We start from the raw sequence: 15,151 nt of genomic DNA, 5'->3' as shown, positions 1-15,151 counted from the left end.
CCCGGAGAAAATCGTAGACCTCTAGCGAATCGTAGAGCTATAGCTCTACGACATCGCCGGAGGTCTACGATGTTTTCGGGGGAGACGGTTCTTGAGAATTGCGCTGATTCCCGACAGGCGACGGACCTCCGCTCCGGCACCTTCCTGCGGTGGATCGCGAGGCCACAACTGACAGCGCTTAGAAATTCGGTTGGAGCAGCATCCGTTGAGCGAGTCTGGTGAGTTCACGCGTGGCGGGTGAGAGTACCGCTCCGGGTCTCTGAACAAGGGCGATCGTGTCATACATCGGTTCAGCAAATGGGGCGGTATGGATCGATGGGGGGAAGGCTTTCCCTGCTCTGACTGCCCCTGAGATGATCGTGTCGCCGTGTCCGTGCTGCACCATGTCCAGCGCAGATTCAACGTGTTCCACTTCGATTCGAGCCGTGAGAGTCACCCCTTCGAGGTTGGCGCGCTCTGCGAGTTGCCGCCGTGTAGGATCTCGCCAGCCGTAATGCGCGTCGTAGAGGATCAGATCGGCCTGCGAGAGGTCTCGGATCGTGACGGGGCTTGCCGTGCGCGAGGGGTCTGCCGAGGCGTAAAAGACTTCGTCTCTCATCAGAGGCGTCACCTGCAAGCCCTCTGAGTCGATCGGCAGCACGACGAGGCCTGCTTCCAGATCGCCAGCCGCTACTGCTTCTGCAACTTCGGCTGAGTTGAGGCCGAAGACCCTCAGGCGCACATCCGGAAACCGCGTCGTGAATGTTTCGAGCAGGCGTGAGAGGAAGTAGTAGTTTGCGTTGCGCAGCAGTCCGAAGGTGGCGACCCCGCCAGCGAGAGACGTGAGGGATCGAAGCGCGACGTCGGCGTTGTCCGCCGCTTCCACGGCCGCTTTCGCATACGGGAGAAGCTCCTGGCCTGCGTTGGTCAAGACGAGGCGTCGCGGCCCCCTGGTGAAAAGCCGCACGCCGTAGGCCTGTTCGATTCTCTTGATCATTCCAGACACCGAAGGCTGCGCCATCTGCATCTCTGTTGCTGCCCCGGAGAAGCTCCCCATGGAGACGACCATGAGAAAAGCCCGCATCTGGTTCAAAGACATAGCTTCAGGCTATAGGAATCCGTTGAAAACCTGCAGTTGTCCTTCATCTTCCAACCCGGAATAGTCGGGTTCATGAGAATTAGCCCACAGTTCAGGTCCGTACATGGTGAGCGCTTTGATGAGCTCAAAGCGCCGAAAGTCGACGCGCCCCCCGCCCAACGCGACCCTGCGGTCGCCGCCAGAGTCAGCGAGATGCTGCTCGATATCGAACGTCACGGCATGCAGGCGATTCGCAAATACGCGAAGGATCTCGATGGCTCTGAGCTATCGACGTTCGAACTGGATGCCGCCTCGATTGCCTCGAGCGGCGATCGACTGAACCCGGAGCTGCGGGCCGCGATCGAGCTTGGCTCCGAACGAACCCGACAGTTCGCGGCCCTTCAGCGCGAACACCTCTTCGACTTCGAAGCGGAGATGGTCCCAGGACTTACTGTGGGACAGCGCTACATTCCGATCAATAGCGTCGGGGCCTACCTTCCTGCCGGACGCTTTCCGCTCACTGCGAGTGCGCTGATGAGCATTGGAGTCGCCAAGGCCGCCCAAGTGCCTTCCGTCCTGGGTTGCACTCCGCCGCAGCCGGACGGACGGGCCAACGATGCGGTGAGCTATGCCGCACACCTCTCCGGGGTGGATCATCTCTACCTGCTGGGTGGCGTGCAGGCCCTCGCGGGGATGGCATTCGGACTCCTGGGAGAGGCGCCGGTTGACATGATCGTCGGTGCGGGCAATGCCTACGTCGCTGAAGCCAAGAGGCAGCTCTTCGGCGCGGTCGCCATCGATCTCTTGGCTGGGCCCTCCGAGGTCGCGGTGATTGCTGATGAGACCGCCGACGCAGAGATAGTCGCCGCTGACCTGCTTGGACAGGCAGAGCATGGCCCCAACTCTCCTGCGGCACTCGTGACGACATCCAGGTCGTTGGGGCAGCAGGTCATCGCGGCGGTCGAACGTCAGATCCTGGAGCTATCCACGCGTGACATCTGCGGACCTGCCTGGAGAGATTTCGGTTCGGTAGTCGTCGTCGAGTCGCCGGAAGACGCAGTTCTAGTCATGGACGAGCTGGCGCCGGAACATTTGGAGGTCCAGACCGCAGATGACGCATGGTACCACGACCACCTCACCAACTATGGCTCACTCTTCATGGGCCATTGGAGTACCGTTGCCTATTCTGACAAGGGCATGGCGGGCACGAACCACACGCTCCCTACTGCTGGTGGCGCGAAGCACAGCGCTGGACTCTCCGTTTCGAGGTTCCTCAAGCCGCTCACCTACCAGCGCATCACTAGGGAGGCGACGCCAGCCTTGGCCGAGGCCGTCGCAGTGATCTCCAACAGCGAGGGCATGTCTGCGCACGAGGCAACCGCGACCATGCGTCTCGCCTCATTTGAAACCGTCGGAAACACCACAGGAGAACAGTCATGAGACACAGCGTTCGAGCAGGTCACCGTGCACGATTCATGTCTATGCCGCTCACCACGTCGGTGGTAGCGCTGCTCGCACTCTCCGGATGTGGGGCCCCTGGCAGCGGTGCTGCCGCAGAATCATCAGATGAAGATCGCCAGTCCATCACCGAGGAAGTGACGCCTGAACAGATCGCGGATCTTGGGGATGTCACGCTGTCAGTCTGGGCCGACCAGGCCGAAGAAGGGCTGATGGAAGAGGTCGTCCCAGCATTCGAGGACGAATACCCGAACGTGACCGTTGACGTGACGTACAAGAGCTTCGATGATCTCATCGCCACCGTAGTGAATGCTGCAGCGAGCAGCTCCCCGCCTGACCTGTTCCAGGGCAACATCGGACACGCAGTCGACGGAGCACTTGTGAAGGGAGACCTCGTCCGCCCACTTGACGATGTGGCCGACGTCTACGGCTGGGAAGAAGGCACCGGAGCAAGCACCCTCGATCCGGCACGATGGAACGACGAGGGATCAGCTTTCGGCAGTGGAACCCTCTACGGCATGTCACCCATCAGCGAAGTGCAGGGCATCTACTACAACAAGGAAAAGCTCGAGGAACTGAACCTCACGGCTCCGGATTCCGTCGAGGATCTGGAAGCTGGCGCCGCAGCGGCAGACGAGGCTGGAGAGCAGGCGATCATGCTCGGCAATTCCGACCAGTACGCCGCAACGCATATCTTCTCCGACATCGCTGCGACCACTCAGGATCCAGCGGATATTGCAGCGTGGATCGGCGGCGATCCAGACGCAACGTTCGAGACGGAAGGAAATGCTGAGGCGGCTCAGACGATGGCAGCTTGGGCGGATGCGGGATACTTCGGACCCGGCTATGACGGCATCAGCAACCAAGACGCCATTGCTCGGTTCGCCGACGGTGAGGGGGTCTACTTCGTCGGTGGATCATGGAACGGTGCCCCGCTGAACTCCGAAGAGTTCGGTTTCGGGTCACTCACCTCGGGTGGCGTCGGTGCCACGGCATCGCCATGGCACATCAGCAGCAGCACCGACGCGGAACTCCCCGCGATCGCTTTTCTGGAGACCTTGCACTCTCCGGAGGTGGGCCAGCAGATTCTCGACACCGGTCGACTGCCTGTTGTGACCGACGGAGTCACAGCTGACGACCCGTTGGAGGAACAGACGCTGACGGCTCTCGAGGAGACGATCGAAGCGGGAACCCAGGTCGGATATTACGACTGGGCGACCACCGACATGCTGAATCAGATGGGTGGAACGTTGCAGGAAGTGATGGCCGGACGGGTGAGCCCGGAGGAATTCACCGAGCAGGTCCAAGAGGTCTGGGCCGAGGCGCACGGATGACCGTGTCGAGGGCCGAAGCGAAAAGACCCGAGGCTTCTTCGAAGCGACGCAGGCAGGGTTCATCCAGATACTCCTGGTCCTCGTTGTTCTATGTCGCGCCCGCGCTGGCGTTCTTCATCGTGTTTGTGATCGTCCCGATCGTGCAGTCGGTGCGAATCTCCTTCTACCGCTGGGACGGCATCACCGCGGCAACTCCGGTTGGCTTCTCGAACTACGTGGAGGTCTTCACCAATCCGGCCATGAGAGAGGCGCTCAGCCACTCCTTGGTGCTGCTGTTCTTCTATGCGGCCCTTCCTGTGGTCATTGGTCTCTTTCTTGCGGGGCTCATGTCTCGGATCAGGATCTACGGGTTGACCTGGTTCAGGGCGCTGTTGTTCCTCCCGCAGATCCTTTCGAGCGTGGTCGTTGCTGTCTCGTGGCGAGATATTCTCGCGATCGATGGACCGCTCAACGAGACTCTGCGCGCTGTCGGTCTTGGGTCGATCACGCGTGCCTGGCTCGGAGATTTCGGCACTGCGCTGCCAGCCATCGGCGGGATAGGAACCTGGGTGGAGTACGGGTTGTGCATGCTGCTCTTCCTCTCCGGCATCGCCTCGATCGACCGTTCGCTGTACGAGGCTGCGCGGCTTGACGGCGCGGGTCCCATCCGAGAGTTCGTCAGCATCACTCTGCCATCCCTGCGCCCGCAGATATCTATCGCACTGATTCTCACCATCACGTTCGCGCTGAGGAACTTCGATCTGATCTGGAACACCACTCAGGGCGGCCCCGGCACCTCTACGGCCGTCCCCAGCGTCTACATCTACCAGGACGCGTTCCAGAACAGATTGCTCGGGGAGGCTTCGGCGCTGGCGGTTGTGCTTACCGTGCTCACCTTGGTGATCGTCGGCATCGTTCAGCTTGCGCTGCGAGAGTCGCCCGACCGAGCTCCACGCTCGACGCCGGAGCCGGCGCAGGCCCCCGGCAAGGAGGAGAGAAACTCATGAAGGTTGCACGCAGCGAAGTTGTCATCACCCATACTCTCCTCCTCATCGCAACGGCCATCGCCGTCTTCCCGTTCCTCTCAATTGTGATTTCCTCGCTCCGTGGATCGGACTCCTCTGGGTCTCTCACGTTCGCGAACTACGCCGAGGCGTGGACGAGAGGCGGCTTCGGATCGGCACTGGCCTCAAGCGCCTTGGTGACCACCGCCGTCGTCGCTGTGACCGTCGCCGTGGCCTGTTTGGCTGGCTATGCCATGGCCCACATGAGGGTCCCCGGGGTCAAGATCATGCTGGGCGCGATGCTGCTGGGGTTGGTGCTTCCGTATGAGGTCACCGTCTTGCCGCTCTATCAGATGTTGGCAGACTGGAATCTCATCGACACATATCTCGCTCTCATATTGCCCCAGATCGGCCTCTCCGTACCGTTAGGAGTGTTCTGGATGCGTGCGTTCTTCGCGTCCGTGCCCAAGGAACTCTTGGAAGCGGCGCGGATGGACGGGGCGTCGAGGTTCATCATCTTCAGGAGTGTGCTGATGCCCATCGCGGGACCGGCAATCGCTACTTTGGTGACCATCTTGTTCCTCTTCACCTGGAATGAATTCCTCCTCGCCTTGATCCTTGTTCCCCAGAACGAAGCCGTCCAGACGGCGCCGCTAGCTTTGTCCTTCTTCTCTGGCGCCGCTCGTGCTTCCGACCCGAACATCACAGCTGCCGCGGCAGTCCTCGTGGCGCTGCCGATCGTCAGCGCCTATGTGGTGCTGCAGCGTCGCCTCATCTCTGGGATCACCGAAGGGGCCGTCAAATGAGTCCGGGTGCTGCTCTTGAGCGGAAGCTGACGAATGTCGCGTGTCACCAGCTCACACCCATGGTGGGTGACCTCGAAGGAAATCTCACCCTGATCGGCGAGGCAGTCGCGGAAGCCTGTTCCGACGGAACGGATGTTCTCGTGCTGCCCGAACTGTCCACGTCGGGCTATGTGTTCAGGAGCCGGGCGGAGGCTCGCAGCGTCGCAATGACCACGGATCACCCCTTCTTCGCCGAGACTTCCGCGGCGCTTGGAGGTACTTCGCTGGTTGTCGTCGTGGGGTTCTGCGAGGACGGGGGTGAGGTGCTCTACAACAGTGCGGCGTTGATCGACGCCGACGGTGTGAGCGCGGTCTATCGAAAGACGCATCTCTGGGATCGCGAGACCCAGGTATTCGAGCCGGGGAATGATCTGCCTCCCGTGGTTGACACGGTGCACGGCAGGATAGGCCTGTTGATCTGCTACGACATGGAGTTTCCCGAGATGCCGCGGCTCCTCGCTCTCGCAGGGGCTGATCTCATCGCTGTCCCCACGAATTGGCCCTCGGGAGAGCATCCCGTGGCCGAGCGTGCTGCCGAGGTGATCGCAGCTCAAGCGGCGGCGCGGACCAACGGCGTCTTTATCGCCTGCTGTGATCGAGCCGGGATTGAGCGGGGTCAATCGTGGAACGAAGCCACCGTGATCGTGAGTCAATACGGTTGGGTTGTGGCCGATGTTCCAGACGCTTCGGGGGCCCGCCCGGTCGCCCGTGCGTCACTCTCGCTTCATCTCGCCGAGGACAAATCAATCTCCCCGCACAACGGTCTGCTTGCCGACCGACGACCTGACTTGTACCGAAAGGGAACCCTCACTGCATGATCGACATCAACGACTCCGAATGGTGGCGCACGGCCGTCATCTACCAGGTCTACCCCCGCTCGTTCGCCGACAGCGACGGCGACGGAACCGGCGATCTGAGAGGAATCTCCCAGCGACTCAGCCATGTCGCGGATCTGGGGGCGGACGCCGTGTGGTTGTCCCCCTTCTATCCGTCCCCGCAACGTGACGGGGGCTACGACGTGGCCGACTACCGCGACGTCGACGAAAGGTACGGAACCCTCGCTGACTTCGATGAGATGGTCGACCGGGCTCATGAGCTGGGACTGAGAGTAATCGTTGACCTTGTGCCCAACCACTGCTCCTGGGAGCACGTGCTGTTCAAAGAGGCACTCGCCGCGGCGCCGGGGAGCCCTGAGCGGTCCCTCTTCCATTTCAAAGAGGGGACGGGGCCCGAGGGGTCGCTTCCACCGAATGATTGGGAGAGCATGTTCGGCGGCCCCGCGTGGACACGGGTCACCGAAGCCGATGGGACCCCGGGTCAGTGGTATCTGCATCTCTTCGACTCTGGTCAGCCCGATTGGAACTGGGACAACCCCCGGGTGCGGTCCGAGTTCGACACGACGCTGAGATTCTGGCTGGACCGCGACGTCGACGGGTTCAGAGTCGATGTATGCGACGCCATGGTGAAGGCTCCGGGCCTCCCCAGCTGGCCGCACGCGGCTCACGGTGTGGTCGAGCCCATAGATGGCCTCATGCCACCGATGTGGGACCAGGAGGGCATCCACGACATCTTCCGCCATTGGCGAGAGATTCTCGACAGCTATTCCGGCACCAGAATCCTATGTGCAGAGGCATGGCTCCCCCCGGAGCGGACTGCGCGCATAGTCCGTGAGGGGGAGATGCACCAGGCCTTCAACTTCGCCTACCTGTCTCTGCCATGGGACTGCGCTGAGATCCGTGAGACCATCGCCACATCCCTTGCTGCGAATGAAGCGGTGGGCGCCCCGACTACCTGGGTGCTCTCCAACCACGATGTGATGCGACATGCGAGCCGCTTCGGATACCAGGGCCCGGTGAACCTCGAAGCAGGTGTGGGTCCAGAGGATCCTCAACCTGACGATGCCCTCGGCCTGCGCCGTGCACGCGCCGCGACCGCCATAATGCTAGCCCTGCCGGGTTCCGCTTACCTCTACCAAGGGGAAGAACTCGGCCTCCCGGAGGCCACGATGCTTCCCGATGAGGTCCGTCAGGATCCGGTGTGGGAGCGATCTGGCCATGCCATCCGGGGTCGCGATGGTTGTCGTGTGCCCCTTCCTTGGCGCGCCGATGACGTGGCTTTCGGGTTTTCTTCATCGCCGCGCACTTGGCTGCCGCAGCCCGAGAGCTTCGGGGCACTCGCCGTTGATCTTCAGGAGAAGGAGTCGGATTCGACTCTCTCCTTCTACCGAACAACGCTTGCTATGCGGCGTGACTACGCCCTCGCTGGATCTGACCTGACGTGGGGGACGGGGAGGGGGGAAAGCGATTCCCTCGAGGACGTTCTCGAGTTCCGCGTGGGTGAGGTGACAGTGGTGGCAAACCTCTCCACTGCGCCTGCTGCGCTGCCAGCGGGTGAAGTGATCTTGATGTCGGTCCCTGATGCGTTGACCGATGGTCTTTTGAACCCTGACGCGACTGTGTGGATAGCGTAGGTAGCTGACTCCTGAGGCAAAAAATCGTAGACCTCCGGCCATGTCGTAGAGCTATAGCTCTACGACATGCTAGAGGTCTACGATTTTTTTGCGGGGGCGGCGGGGGAGACTGCTCAGCGCTGGATCACGTGCGGCTGAGCGACCTCTTTGAGTCCCTGCAGCCCGAACTCCAGTCCGAAGCCGGACTGCTTGGCTCCGCCGAAGGGCACTCGTGGATCGATCGCGCCGTGCTTGTTGATCCACGTGGTGCCGGCCTGAAGCCGGGAGGCGACTTCGGTGGCACGCGTGACGTCTGAGGACCAGACCGAGGAGCCGAGACCGACCTCGAGACCGTTGGCCCATTCGATGGCCTGGTCCAGGTCGCTGTAACGGATGATCGGCAGGGCCGGGCCGAACTGCTCCTCGGTGACCAGCGGGTTCTGCTGGTCGATGTCTGCCACGAGGGTGGCGGGATAGAAGAAGCCTGCGGCGTCGTCGTCGGGGTTGGCGCCGATCAGCACGCGCGCACCGGAGTCCTTCGCGGCGTCCACGAGACGGGCCACGATGTCACGCTGCTTGGCGTTCTGCAGCGGTCCCAGCACATTCTGCTCCTCGAGGCCGACGCCCATCGGCATCTTCGCCGCGACCGCCGTCAGTGCCTGGCAGACCTCGTCGTAGATCGAGTCCGGCACGTAGAGTCGCTTCAGTGCCGCGCAGGTCTGACCGGTGTTGATGAACGCGCCCCAGAACAGGTCCTCCGCGATGGCCGCCGGATCGGCGTCGTCCAGCACGATCCCGGCGTCGTTGCCGCCGAGCTCCATGGTCATCCGCTTCATCGTGTCGGCGGCAGTCTTGATGATGGCCTTGCCCGTGGCCACCGAACCGGTGAACATGATCTTCGCGATATCGGCGTGCTCGGTGAGCTGCTTGCCCAGTGAGCCGTCACCTGGAACCGCGATGAGCACATCCTCCGGCAGGGCCGAGTTCAGGACCTTGACCAGGGCCAGCACGCTGAGCGGGGTGTATTCGGAGGGTTTGATGACCACCGTGTTGCCCATGCGCAGCGAGGGGGCGATCTGCCACACGGAGATCATCATCGGCCAGTTCCAGGGTCCGATCGCGCCGACGACGCCAAGCGGACGGTAGTGCAGCTCGGCGTGCCCGGACTCGTCGTCGAGGAGGACCTCAGGCTCCACCGGGATCGATGCGGCGGTGCGCAGCCAGGCCACGCAGGCGCCGACCTCGAAGCGCGCATTGGGGCCGTTGAGCGGCTTTCCCTGTTCACGGGAGAGCAGCTGGGCGAGTTCCTCGGCGTGAGCCTCGACCGCGTCGGCGGCGGACTGCAGTGCGGCCTGCCGCTCGGCGTCTGGCGTGGCAGCCCAGGAGACCTGGGCGCGCACGGCACGGGCGACGGCGTCGTCGAGGTCTGCGGGGGAGGTCTGCGGCGCCCGGGCGATGAACTCACCGGTGGCGGGGTCGAGGATCTCTGGGCCGTCAGTGGACTGGATCTGCTCGAGCAGGGTGGTGGTCATGGTGTTCTCCTAAAGGGTCAGCGGTGGTGATCGAGGAAGATGTTCAGCGACTCTGCAGCAGCAGGTCGGCGGCCTTCTCGCCGATCATGATCGACGGGGCATTGGTGTTGCCGCTGGGCAGTGCGGGCATGATCGAGGCGTCGGCCACGCGCAGGCCGGTCACTCCGCGCACACGCAGCTGGGGGTCAACCACCGAGAGGTCGTCCACGCCCATCCGGCATGTGCCGGCCTGGTGGTGGTACGTCCCCGCCATGGCCCGGGCGTGGTCGCGGACCTGGTCGCGGGTCTTCAACGGTCCGGCAGGGTTGAAGTCGGCTCTGCGATAGGGGGCTAGAGCATCCTGTTCGCCGATTTCGCGGCAGAGCTCGATCGCGTCACAGAGAGCCTCCAGGTCATACTCCTCGGCCAGCAGATTCGGATCCAGCAGCGGAGAGGCCTTTGGATCGGAGCTGGTCACCCGCAGCGTCCCGCGGGAGCGCGGACGGACGATCCCGGCGTTGATGGTGAAGCCAGCTGCGGGCACCTCTCCGCCGTCGGTGGGATACGGGAAATGCATGAAGAGCGGCTGGATGTCGGGTGCCTCCTCGTCGGTCTGTCGACTGTGCGCGAAGAGCTGCGCCTCCAGCAGATTGTGCCGTCCCTCGGCAAGCGGCTCGGGGGCCTCGTAGATGACGCTTGCAAGCACATGATCCTGCAGGTTCTTGCCGACGCCGGAAAGCTCCAGCGCCGAATCGATGCCCGCCTGGCGAAGATCAGACGGATCACCGATGCCGGAGCGTTGCAGGATCGAGGGGGAGCCGATTGCTCCGCCGCAGAGGATGATCTCCGCCTCAGCGCGGGCGATGTGAGCCCCAGACGCGGTGCTGTACTCCACCCCGGTGGCTTGCCCGGATTCGTGGGTGATCCGGTGCACCATGGCGTCAGTGGTGACGGTGAGCCGCTCGTGCCCCAGGATCGGTTGGATGAACGCGCGCCAGGGGCTGTGCCGCTTCCCGTCCTTAGTGGTCGTATGGTTGAACCCGGCTCCGGACATCTGCTCGCCGTTGAAGTCCTGGGTCTCGGGGATTCCGACGCTTCCTGCCGCCTCGACGAACGCTTCGGAGCTCGCGTGGCGGTGCACGATCTTCTCCACGTGCAGCGGTCCGCCGGCGCCGTGGAACTCGGAGGCTCCGTCTTCGTGGTCTTCCGAACGCCTGAACAGTGGCAGCAGGTCCTCCCACGCCCAGCCCTCGCATCCTGCAGCGGCCCACTTGTCGTAGTCCGAACGGTGACCACGGATATAGATCATGCCGTTGAGCGAGCCTGACCCTCCCAACACCTTGCCGCGCGGCCAGGCGATGCTGCGATTGTCCGCATGCACCTGAGGCACAGTGGTCAGTGCCCAGTCCGACGGTCCCTGCATGAGCAGGGGCCAGCCTTGGGGGCTGTGGATGTTGGGGTCCTCATCCTGGCCGCCAGCCTCGATCACGTGCACGCTGTGTCCGGCATCGAGCAGGCGCCGAGTGATCGCCGAGCCAGCTGACCCTGCGCCGATCACGATGTATTCGCTTGTCCGGGGTGCATCCATCGTCTTCTCGTCTCCTTGAATCGCCGTCCTGCGGTGAGGAGACCAGCATCTCCGCAGATCAGGCACCCGCCTTGATCTCAGACGCACGGACCTGTGCACCATGCGCATGATTGTGTCTCGGGTCACAATAAGGTGGAAGACTGGGAGCATGCAGATCAGCAGGAAAGAGGCCGGTGGGCAAGCATGATGACGACGGGGCAGGTGTCCTTCGACCCCGACCCGCTGGCGCCTGGTGAGCGCTTCGAAGCGTGGCGCCACGCCGTGAACACCGCTTTCGTCCCGCTCGATGCCAGGACGGAGCACCCTGCTCAGTTCCACGGCTCTCTCACCGGGCTGGCTCTCGGCTCATTGAGCGTGGCCGGGGTGGGCGGGGATGCCGTGACAGTGCGTCGAAGTCGGCAGACGATCGCCGCAGGGGACCCAGGAGTCTTCAAGTTCGCTCTGCAGGTCGAGGGGAGTTCACTCACGCGACAGGATGGACGCGAGGCCCTGCTCTCACCAGGAGACCTCGTCATCTATGACACTCGCCGACCCTATGACCTCGTCTTCGATGGCGCCTACCGAATGTTCGTCGTGCAGATCGCAGTGGAGCATCTCGGTCTCTCCGCCGAACAGGCGCGAGAGGTGGTGGCTCAGCGGATCCCAGGAAGTGCGGGGTTGGGAGCCCTGACATCTTCGCTGCTGGGGAGCCTTGACGATCAGCTGCAGAAGGGGGAGATGGCCCCGGATCCGCGTGCGGCTTCGGCAGTGTTGCAGCTGGTCCAGGCGACGCTGCTCTCGCGCTTCAGGCCCACCTCAGATGTTCCCACCAGGGACGTGGTCTACCTGGAGGCGGTCAGACATATCGACGACCACCTGAGCGACCCCGGCCTCGGGGTCGAAGCTGTGGCGCGGGCCCTGCATGTCTCACTGCGCTATCTGCAGGGCGTCTTTGCGCAGGAGGGAACGACGATCAGCGAGTGGATCCGTCGTCGTCGGCTGGAGCGCTGTCGCATAGAACTCGGTGACCCGGCACAGTCGCGTCGATCAGTGAGCGCGGTGGCGGCCCGCTGGGGCTACCCGGACGCGTCGAGCTTCAGCCGTGCATTCAAGCATGAGTACGGTGTCTCGCCGGGCGAATTTCGCCGACAGATCATCGGCGGCTAAACAGGTCTGCCCCTCGGGGAAGCCTCAGACGTGGTGGCGGGCATTCCTGCGGTCCTGGTGCAGCTCCCAACGCAGCTCGGCCGCGGTGGTGATCGCGACCACCGAGCCGATGATCGGCAGCGCGAAGGCGACCAGGAACATCACCAGTGCGTGGGTCTTCGTGTTGGTCAGCGGGACGGCGACCAGCGCCGCGACGATGCCAAGCACCCAGATGCCGAGGATGACCGCTTCAATGAACTCAATGGCTTCCATGCGAGAAGGCTAGACCTGCGCCTGCCTCTCGGCAAGCCTGCGCGGGTATTCCCCGGGTCACGTTTCAGTGACCGTGGAAGATGGGCTTCCGCTTGGACTGGAAGGCGGCGAAACCCTCCGAATAATCCGCGGAGTCGCACAGCCGACCCTGGGCGTGGTTCTCATCCTTCAGCGACTCCCAGAGTCCGATGCGCTGGTCCCGCAGCGTCGCCACGAGTGCCTTCGACTCGCGGAAGGCCAGCGTGGCCCCCTGGGCGGCGACGGCGGCCTTCCCTCGGGTGAACTCGAGGAGCTCTTCCGGATCCACGGCACGGGAGAAGAGCCCGGCCGCGACCGCCTCAGCTCCGGACATCAGGTCCCCGGTGTAGATCAGATCCAGGGTGCGGTGGGCACCGAGACGCTCCACGAACAGGGCGTGACCCCCGGAATCCAGCGTGGCGCCCAGTGCTGCGAAGGGAGAGCCGATCTTCGCGTTCTCGGCGACATAGACCACGTCTGTAGCGATGGCCAGTCCCAGCCCGACGCCCAGGCACGCGCCCTGGACCGCGGCGAAGGTCGGTGCCGGGAAGGCGGCCATCCGGCGCATCAGCGGGGTGACCTTCCCCTGCAGGAAGCCGAGCGCGTCGTCGGTGGCCGGCACGACTTCGGAGATGTCCCGCCCGGCGCAGAAGCCTTTGCCCTCGCCGCGCAGCAGCAGGGAGCGGACCTCTGCCTGTTCGGCCTCCTGGTAGGCCGCGTCGAGGTCGTCGATGGCCTGCTCATCCAGCGAGTTCAGCTTCTTGGGGGCGTCGAGGACGATCTCGGCGACGCCGTCGACGATGGTGAGGTTGATCATGGCAGCTCCTGTGTCGGTGGTGGCGCTCAGGCGTCGTAGTCGACCACGAGCTTCTCGGAGGTGGGACGGGTCTGGCAGGTCAGGATGTAGCCCGCCGTGACCTCGTCGGACTCCAGCGCAAAGTTCTCTTCCATCTCGAAATCTCCAGAAACGACCTTCGCGCGGCAGGTGCCGCAGACTCCGCCCGCGCAGGCGAACGGCACGTCCGAGCGGGCGCGCAGTGCGGCGTTGAGCACGGTCTCTCCCGAACCCGTCGGCGAGGCCACCTGGCCGGTGAGTCCGTCGAGGGTGAACTCGATCTGGACGTTCTCGCCCTCCGGATCGGCCTCCACCTTGCGGCCCTGCTGACCTTCGGGGCGGTCCGGGCGTCCGGTGGTGAACAGCTCGAAGCGGACGTCATTCTCATCCACTCCGCGGGCTGCGAGGAAGTCCCGGGCCATCTGCACCAGCTCGAAGGGCCCACAGAGGAACCACTCATCGGTGTCCTGGACGCGCAGCACCTTGTCCAGCAGATCGCTGAGCTTCTCCTCGTCGATCCGCCCGGTGAGCAGCGGGTTGATGCGCTGCTCCCGGCTGAGCACATGGTGCACCGCGAGCCGGGAGGGATAACGGTCCTTGAGATCACCCAGCTCCTCGGCGAACATCACGTCACCCGCGGAGCGGTTGGCGTAGACGAGGTCGAAGGTGGAGTCCTTTGAGGCGGCCAGCACGGAGCGTGCGATGGCCATGATCGGAGTGATCCCTGATCCTGCGGCGAAGGCGACCAGGTGCACGTCCGAGCGCAGCGCCACCGCCTCCTCCGCGAGCTTCGCGGGATTGTTCATCGAGGTGATCGCCGTCTTGGAGACGAACGCCCCGGAGGGGTTCATCACCTCCATCTGATCTCCGGGCTTCAGCGACTCGTTGGCCCAGTTGGAGAACAGGCCACCGATGTCACGTTTGATCGCAACGCGGATCTCTCCGGGGGTGGGCTCGGTGCAGATCGAGTAGGAGCGGCGGACCTCCTGGCCGTCCAGCTCGGTGCGCAGCGCGACGTACTGGCCGGGTGCGTAGTCGAAGTCCTCCTGCAGCTCCTCGGGAACGGCGAAGGTGACCTCCACCGAGTCCGAGGTCAGTGGGCGCACTTCGGAGACGGTCAGCGTGGAGAAGCTCGCGCGGCGGCGGGTGGTCGTCGACATCAGTGCACCTTGAAGTGGTCAAAGGGCTCCAGGCAGTCGCGGCACTGGTAGAGCGCCTTGCATGCGGTGGAGCCGAAGCGGGTCATCTCACGGGTATTGGGGGAGTCACAACGCGGGCATTTCACGCTCAGGCCCACTCGGACCGGCCCGAGGGCCGCCTTGCCGGTCGGCGGGGCGATGCCGTACTCACGCAGCTTCGCCTTGCCCTCATCGGTCATCCAGTCGGTGGTCCAGGCCGGCTGCAGCACGGTGTCCACGCGCACGGCTTCGTGCCCGGCGTGGCGCAGCGCCGCCGTGACATCGGCATGGATCGTGTCCATGGCGGGGCAGCCCGAGTAGGTGGGCGTGATGACGACGACGGCGGTGCCGTCCTCGTCCAGCCGTGCCTCGCGCAGGATTCCGAGATCGGCGATGCTGAGCACCGGAATCTCCGGATCATTCACGGTGGCGGCGACCTCCCACACGGTGGCGTCTGCGGGAAGGGTCACGGCTTCTGGTCTCAACGTCCCCATGAC

Annotated in this window: 14 protein-coding genes; 7 read left to right on the top strand and 7 right to left on the bottom strand. The window is 63.8% G+C overall.

Annotated features, from left to right (window positions below; translation table 11 throughout):
- Window positions 1–178: 178 nt before the first annotated feature.
- The gene (locus IY716_RS06110; protein WP_218220669.1) at window positions 179–1,078 is read right to left on the bottom strand and encodes a LysR family transcriptional regulator; all 900 of its coding nucleotides are present in this window, start codon (window positions 1,076–1,078) and stop codon (window positions 179–181) included.
- 72 nt (window positions 1,079–1,150) lie between these two features.
- Between IY716_RS06110 and hisD the strand changes: the two genes are divergently transcribed.
- The 6 genes from hisD (at window position 1,151) to IY716_RS06080 (ending at window position 8,147) form a co-directional block, all read left to right on the top strand.
- A complete protein-coding gene (gene hisD, locus IY716_RS06105) occupies window positions 1,151–2,497 on the top strand; it encodes a histidinol dehydrogenase (RefSeq protein WP_255316445.1) in 1,347 nt (448 codons plus the stop codon).
- Window positions 2,494–3,849 (top strand): ABC transporter substrate-binding protein, encoded by a 1,356-nt coding sequence (locus IY716_RS06100; RefSeq protein WP_218220667.1) that lies wholly within the window; start codon window positions 2,494–2,496, stop codon window positions 3,847–3,849. The genes hisD and IY716_RS06100 overlap by 4 nt, the downstream gene beginning before the upstream one ends.
- 83 nt (window positions 3,850–3,932) lie before the next feature.
- Window positions 3,933–4,835: a carbohydrate ABC transporter permease gene (locus IY716_RS06095; protein ID WP_255316444.1), complete on the top strand. Its 903-nt coding sequence runs from the start codon at window positions 3,933–3,935 to the stop codon at window positions 4,833–4,835.
- Window positions 4,832–5,638 (top strand): carbohydrate ABC transporter permease, encoded by an 807-nt coding sequence (locus tag IY716_RS06090; RefSeq protein WP_218220665.1) that lies wholly within the window; start codon window positions 4,832–4,834, stop codon window positions 5,636–5,638. Before IY716_RS06095 ends, IY716_RS06090 begins: the two co-directional genes overlap by 4 nt.
- Window positions 5,635–6,495, top strand: coding sequence for a nitrilase-related carbon-nitrogen hydrolase (locus tag IY716_RS06085; protein WP_218220664.1), 861 nt, complete (start codon window positions 5,635–5,637; stop codon window positions 6,493–6,495). Before IY716_RS06090 ends, IY716_RS06085 begins: the two co-directional genes overlap by 4 nt.
- Window positions 6,492–8,147 carry a glycoside hydrolase family 13 protein gene (locus IY716_RS06080; protein ID WP_218220663.1) on the top strand — a complete coding sequence of 552 codons (1,656 nt, stop codon included), beginning with the start codon at window positions 6,492–6,494 and terminating at the stop codon, window positions 8,145–8,147. The genes IY716_RS06085 and IY716_RS06080 overlap by 4 nt, the downstream gene beginning before the upstream one ends.
- A 113-nt stretch (window positions 8,148–8,260) precedes the next feature.
- Here IY716_RS06080 and IY716_RS06075 read toward each other — a convergent pair whose 3' ends face one another.
- Complete coding sequence (locus IY716_RS06075; RefSeq protein WP_218220662.1) at window positions 8,261–9,658, bottom strand: aldehyde dehydrogenase family protein; 1,398 nt, start codon at window positions 9,656–9,658, stop codon at window positions 8,261–8,263.
- Between the two features lie 43 nt (window positions 9,659–9,701).
- Complete coding sequence (locus IY716_RS06070) at window positions 9,702–11,225, bottom strand: GMC family oxidoreductase (RefSeq protein WP_218220661.1); 1,524 nt, start codon at window positions 11,223–11,225, stop codon at window positions 9,702–9,704.
- Between the two features lie 183 nt (window positions 11,226–11,408).
- Here IY716_RS06070 and IY716_RS06065 point away from each other — a divergent pair, with 183 nt between their 5' ends.
- Window positions 11,409–12,371: a helix-turn-helix domain-containing protein gene (locus IY716_RS06065; protein WP_218220660.1), complete on the top strand. Its 963-nt coding sequence runs from the start codon at window positions 11,409–11,411 to the stop codon at window positions 12,369–12,371.
- A gap of 24 nt (window positions 12,372–12,395) precedes the next feature.
- On the opposite strand, the gene IY716_RS06060 is transcribed toward IY716_RS06065, so the two are convergent.
- The 4 genes from IY716_RS06060 to paaD all read right to left on the bottom strand — a co-directional run bounded on the left by IY716_RS06060 (window position 12,396) and on the right by paaD (window position 15,148).
- Window positions 12,396–12,623, bottom strand: a complete 228-nt coding sequence (locus IY716_RS06060; protein ID WP_218220659.1) for a hypothetical protein — start codon at window positions 12,621–12,623, stop codon at window positions 12,396–12,398.
- Window positions 12,624–12,687: 64 nt separating this feature from the next.
- Complete coding sequence (locus IY716_RS06055; RefSeq protein WP_218220658.1) at window positions 12,688–13,458, bottom strand: enoyl-CoA hydratase/isomerase family protein; 771 nt, start codon at window positions 13,456–13,458, stop codon at window positions 12,688–12,690.
- A gap of 26 nt (window positions 13,459–13,484) precedes the next feature.
- Window positions 13,485–14,636: a 1,2-phenylacetyl-CoA epoxidase subunit PaaE gene (paaE, locus tag IY716_RS06050; protein ID WP_218220657.1), complete on the bottom strand. Its 1,152-nt coding sequence runs from the start codon at window positions 14,634–14,636 to the stop codon at window positions 13,485–13,487.
- Window positions 14,636–15,148, bottom strand: coding sequence for a 1,2-phenylacetyl-CoA epoxidase subunit PaaD (paaD, locus tag IY716_RS06045; protein WP_218220656.1), 513 nt, complete (start codon window positions 15,146–15,148; stop codon window positions 14,636–14,638). Before paaD ends, paaE begins: the two co-directional genes overlap by 1 nt.
- Between the last annotated feature and the right edge of the window lie 3 nt (window positions 15,149–15,151).

Origin of the sequence: Nesterenkonia sp. Act20 (assembly GCF_019173455.1) — a bacterium.
Lineage (GTDB): Bacteria > Actinomycetota > Actinomycetes > Actinomycetales > Micrococcaceae > Nesterenkonia.
This window is presented reverse-complemented; position numbering and strand designations above follow the sequence as displayed.

Coding starts and splice junctions, on each gene's coding strand:
- IY716_RS06060 (WP_218220659.1), bottom strand. CDS start 12,623: ATGGAAGCCATTGAGTTCATTGAAGCGGTCATCCTCGGCATCTGGGTG.
- paaE (WP_218220657.1), bottom strand. CDS start 14,636: ATGTCGACGACCACCCGCCGCCGCGCGAGCTTCTCCACGCTGACCGTC.
- paaD (WP_218220656.1), bottom strand. CDS start 15,148: ATGGGGACGTTGAGACCAGAAGCCGTGACCCTTCCCGCAGACGCCACC.
- IY716_RS06065 (WP_218220660.1), top strand. CDS start 11,409: ATGATGACGACGGGGCAGGTGTCCTTCGACCCCGACCCGCTGGCGCCT.
- IY716_RS06055 (WP_218220658.1), bottom strand. CDS start 13,458: ATGATCAACCTCACCATCGTCGACGGCGTCGCCGAGATCGTCCTCGAC.
- hisD (WP_255316445.1), top strand. CDS start 1,151: ATGAGAATTAGCCCACAGTTCAGGTCCGTACATGGTGAGCGCTTTGAT.
- IY716_RS06080 (WP_218220663.1), top strand. CDS start 6,492: ATGATCGACATCAACGACTCCGAATGGTGGCGCACGGCCGTCATCTAC.
- IY716_RS06085 (WP_218220664.1), top strand. CDS start 5,635: ATGAGTCCGGGTGCTGCTCTTGAGCGGAAGCTGACGAATGTCGCGTGT.
- IY716_RS06075 (WP_218220662.1), bottom strand. CDS start 9,658: ATGACCACCACCCTGCTCGAGCAGATCCAGTCCACTGACGGCCCAGAG.
- IY716_RS06110 (WP_218220669.1), bottom strand. CDS start 1,078: ATGTCTTTGAACCAGATGCGGGCTTTTCTCATGGTCGTCTCCATGGGG.
- IY716_RS06100 (WP_218220667.1), top strand. CDS start 2,494: ATGAGACACAGCGTTCGAGCAGGTCACCGTGCACGATTCATGTCTATG.
- IY716_RS06070 (WP_218220661.1), bottom strand. CDS start 11,225: ATGGATGCACCCCGGACAAGCGAATACATCGTGATCGGCGCAGGGTCA.
- IY716_RS06090 (WP_218220665.1), top strand. CDS start 4,832: ATGAAGGTTGCACGCAGCGAAGTTGTCATCACCCATACTCTCCTCCTC.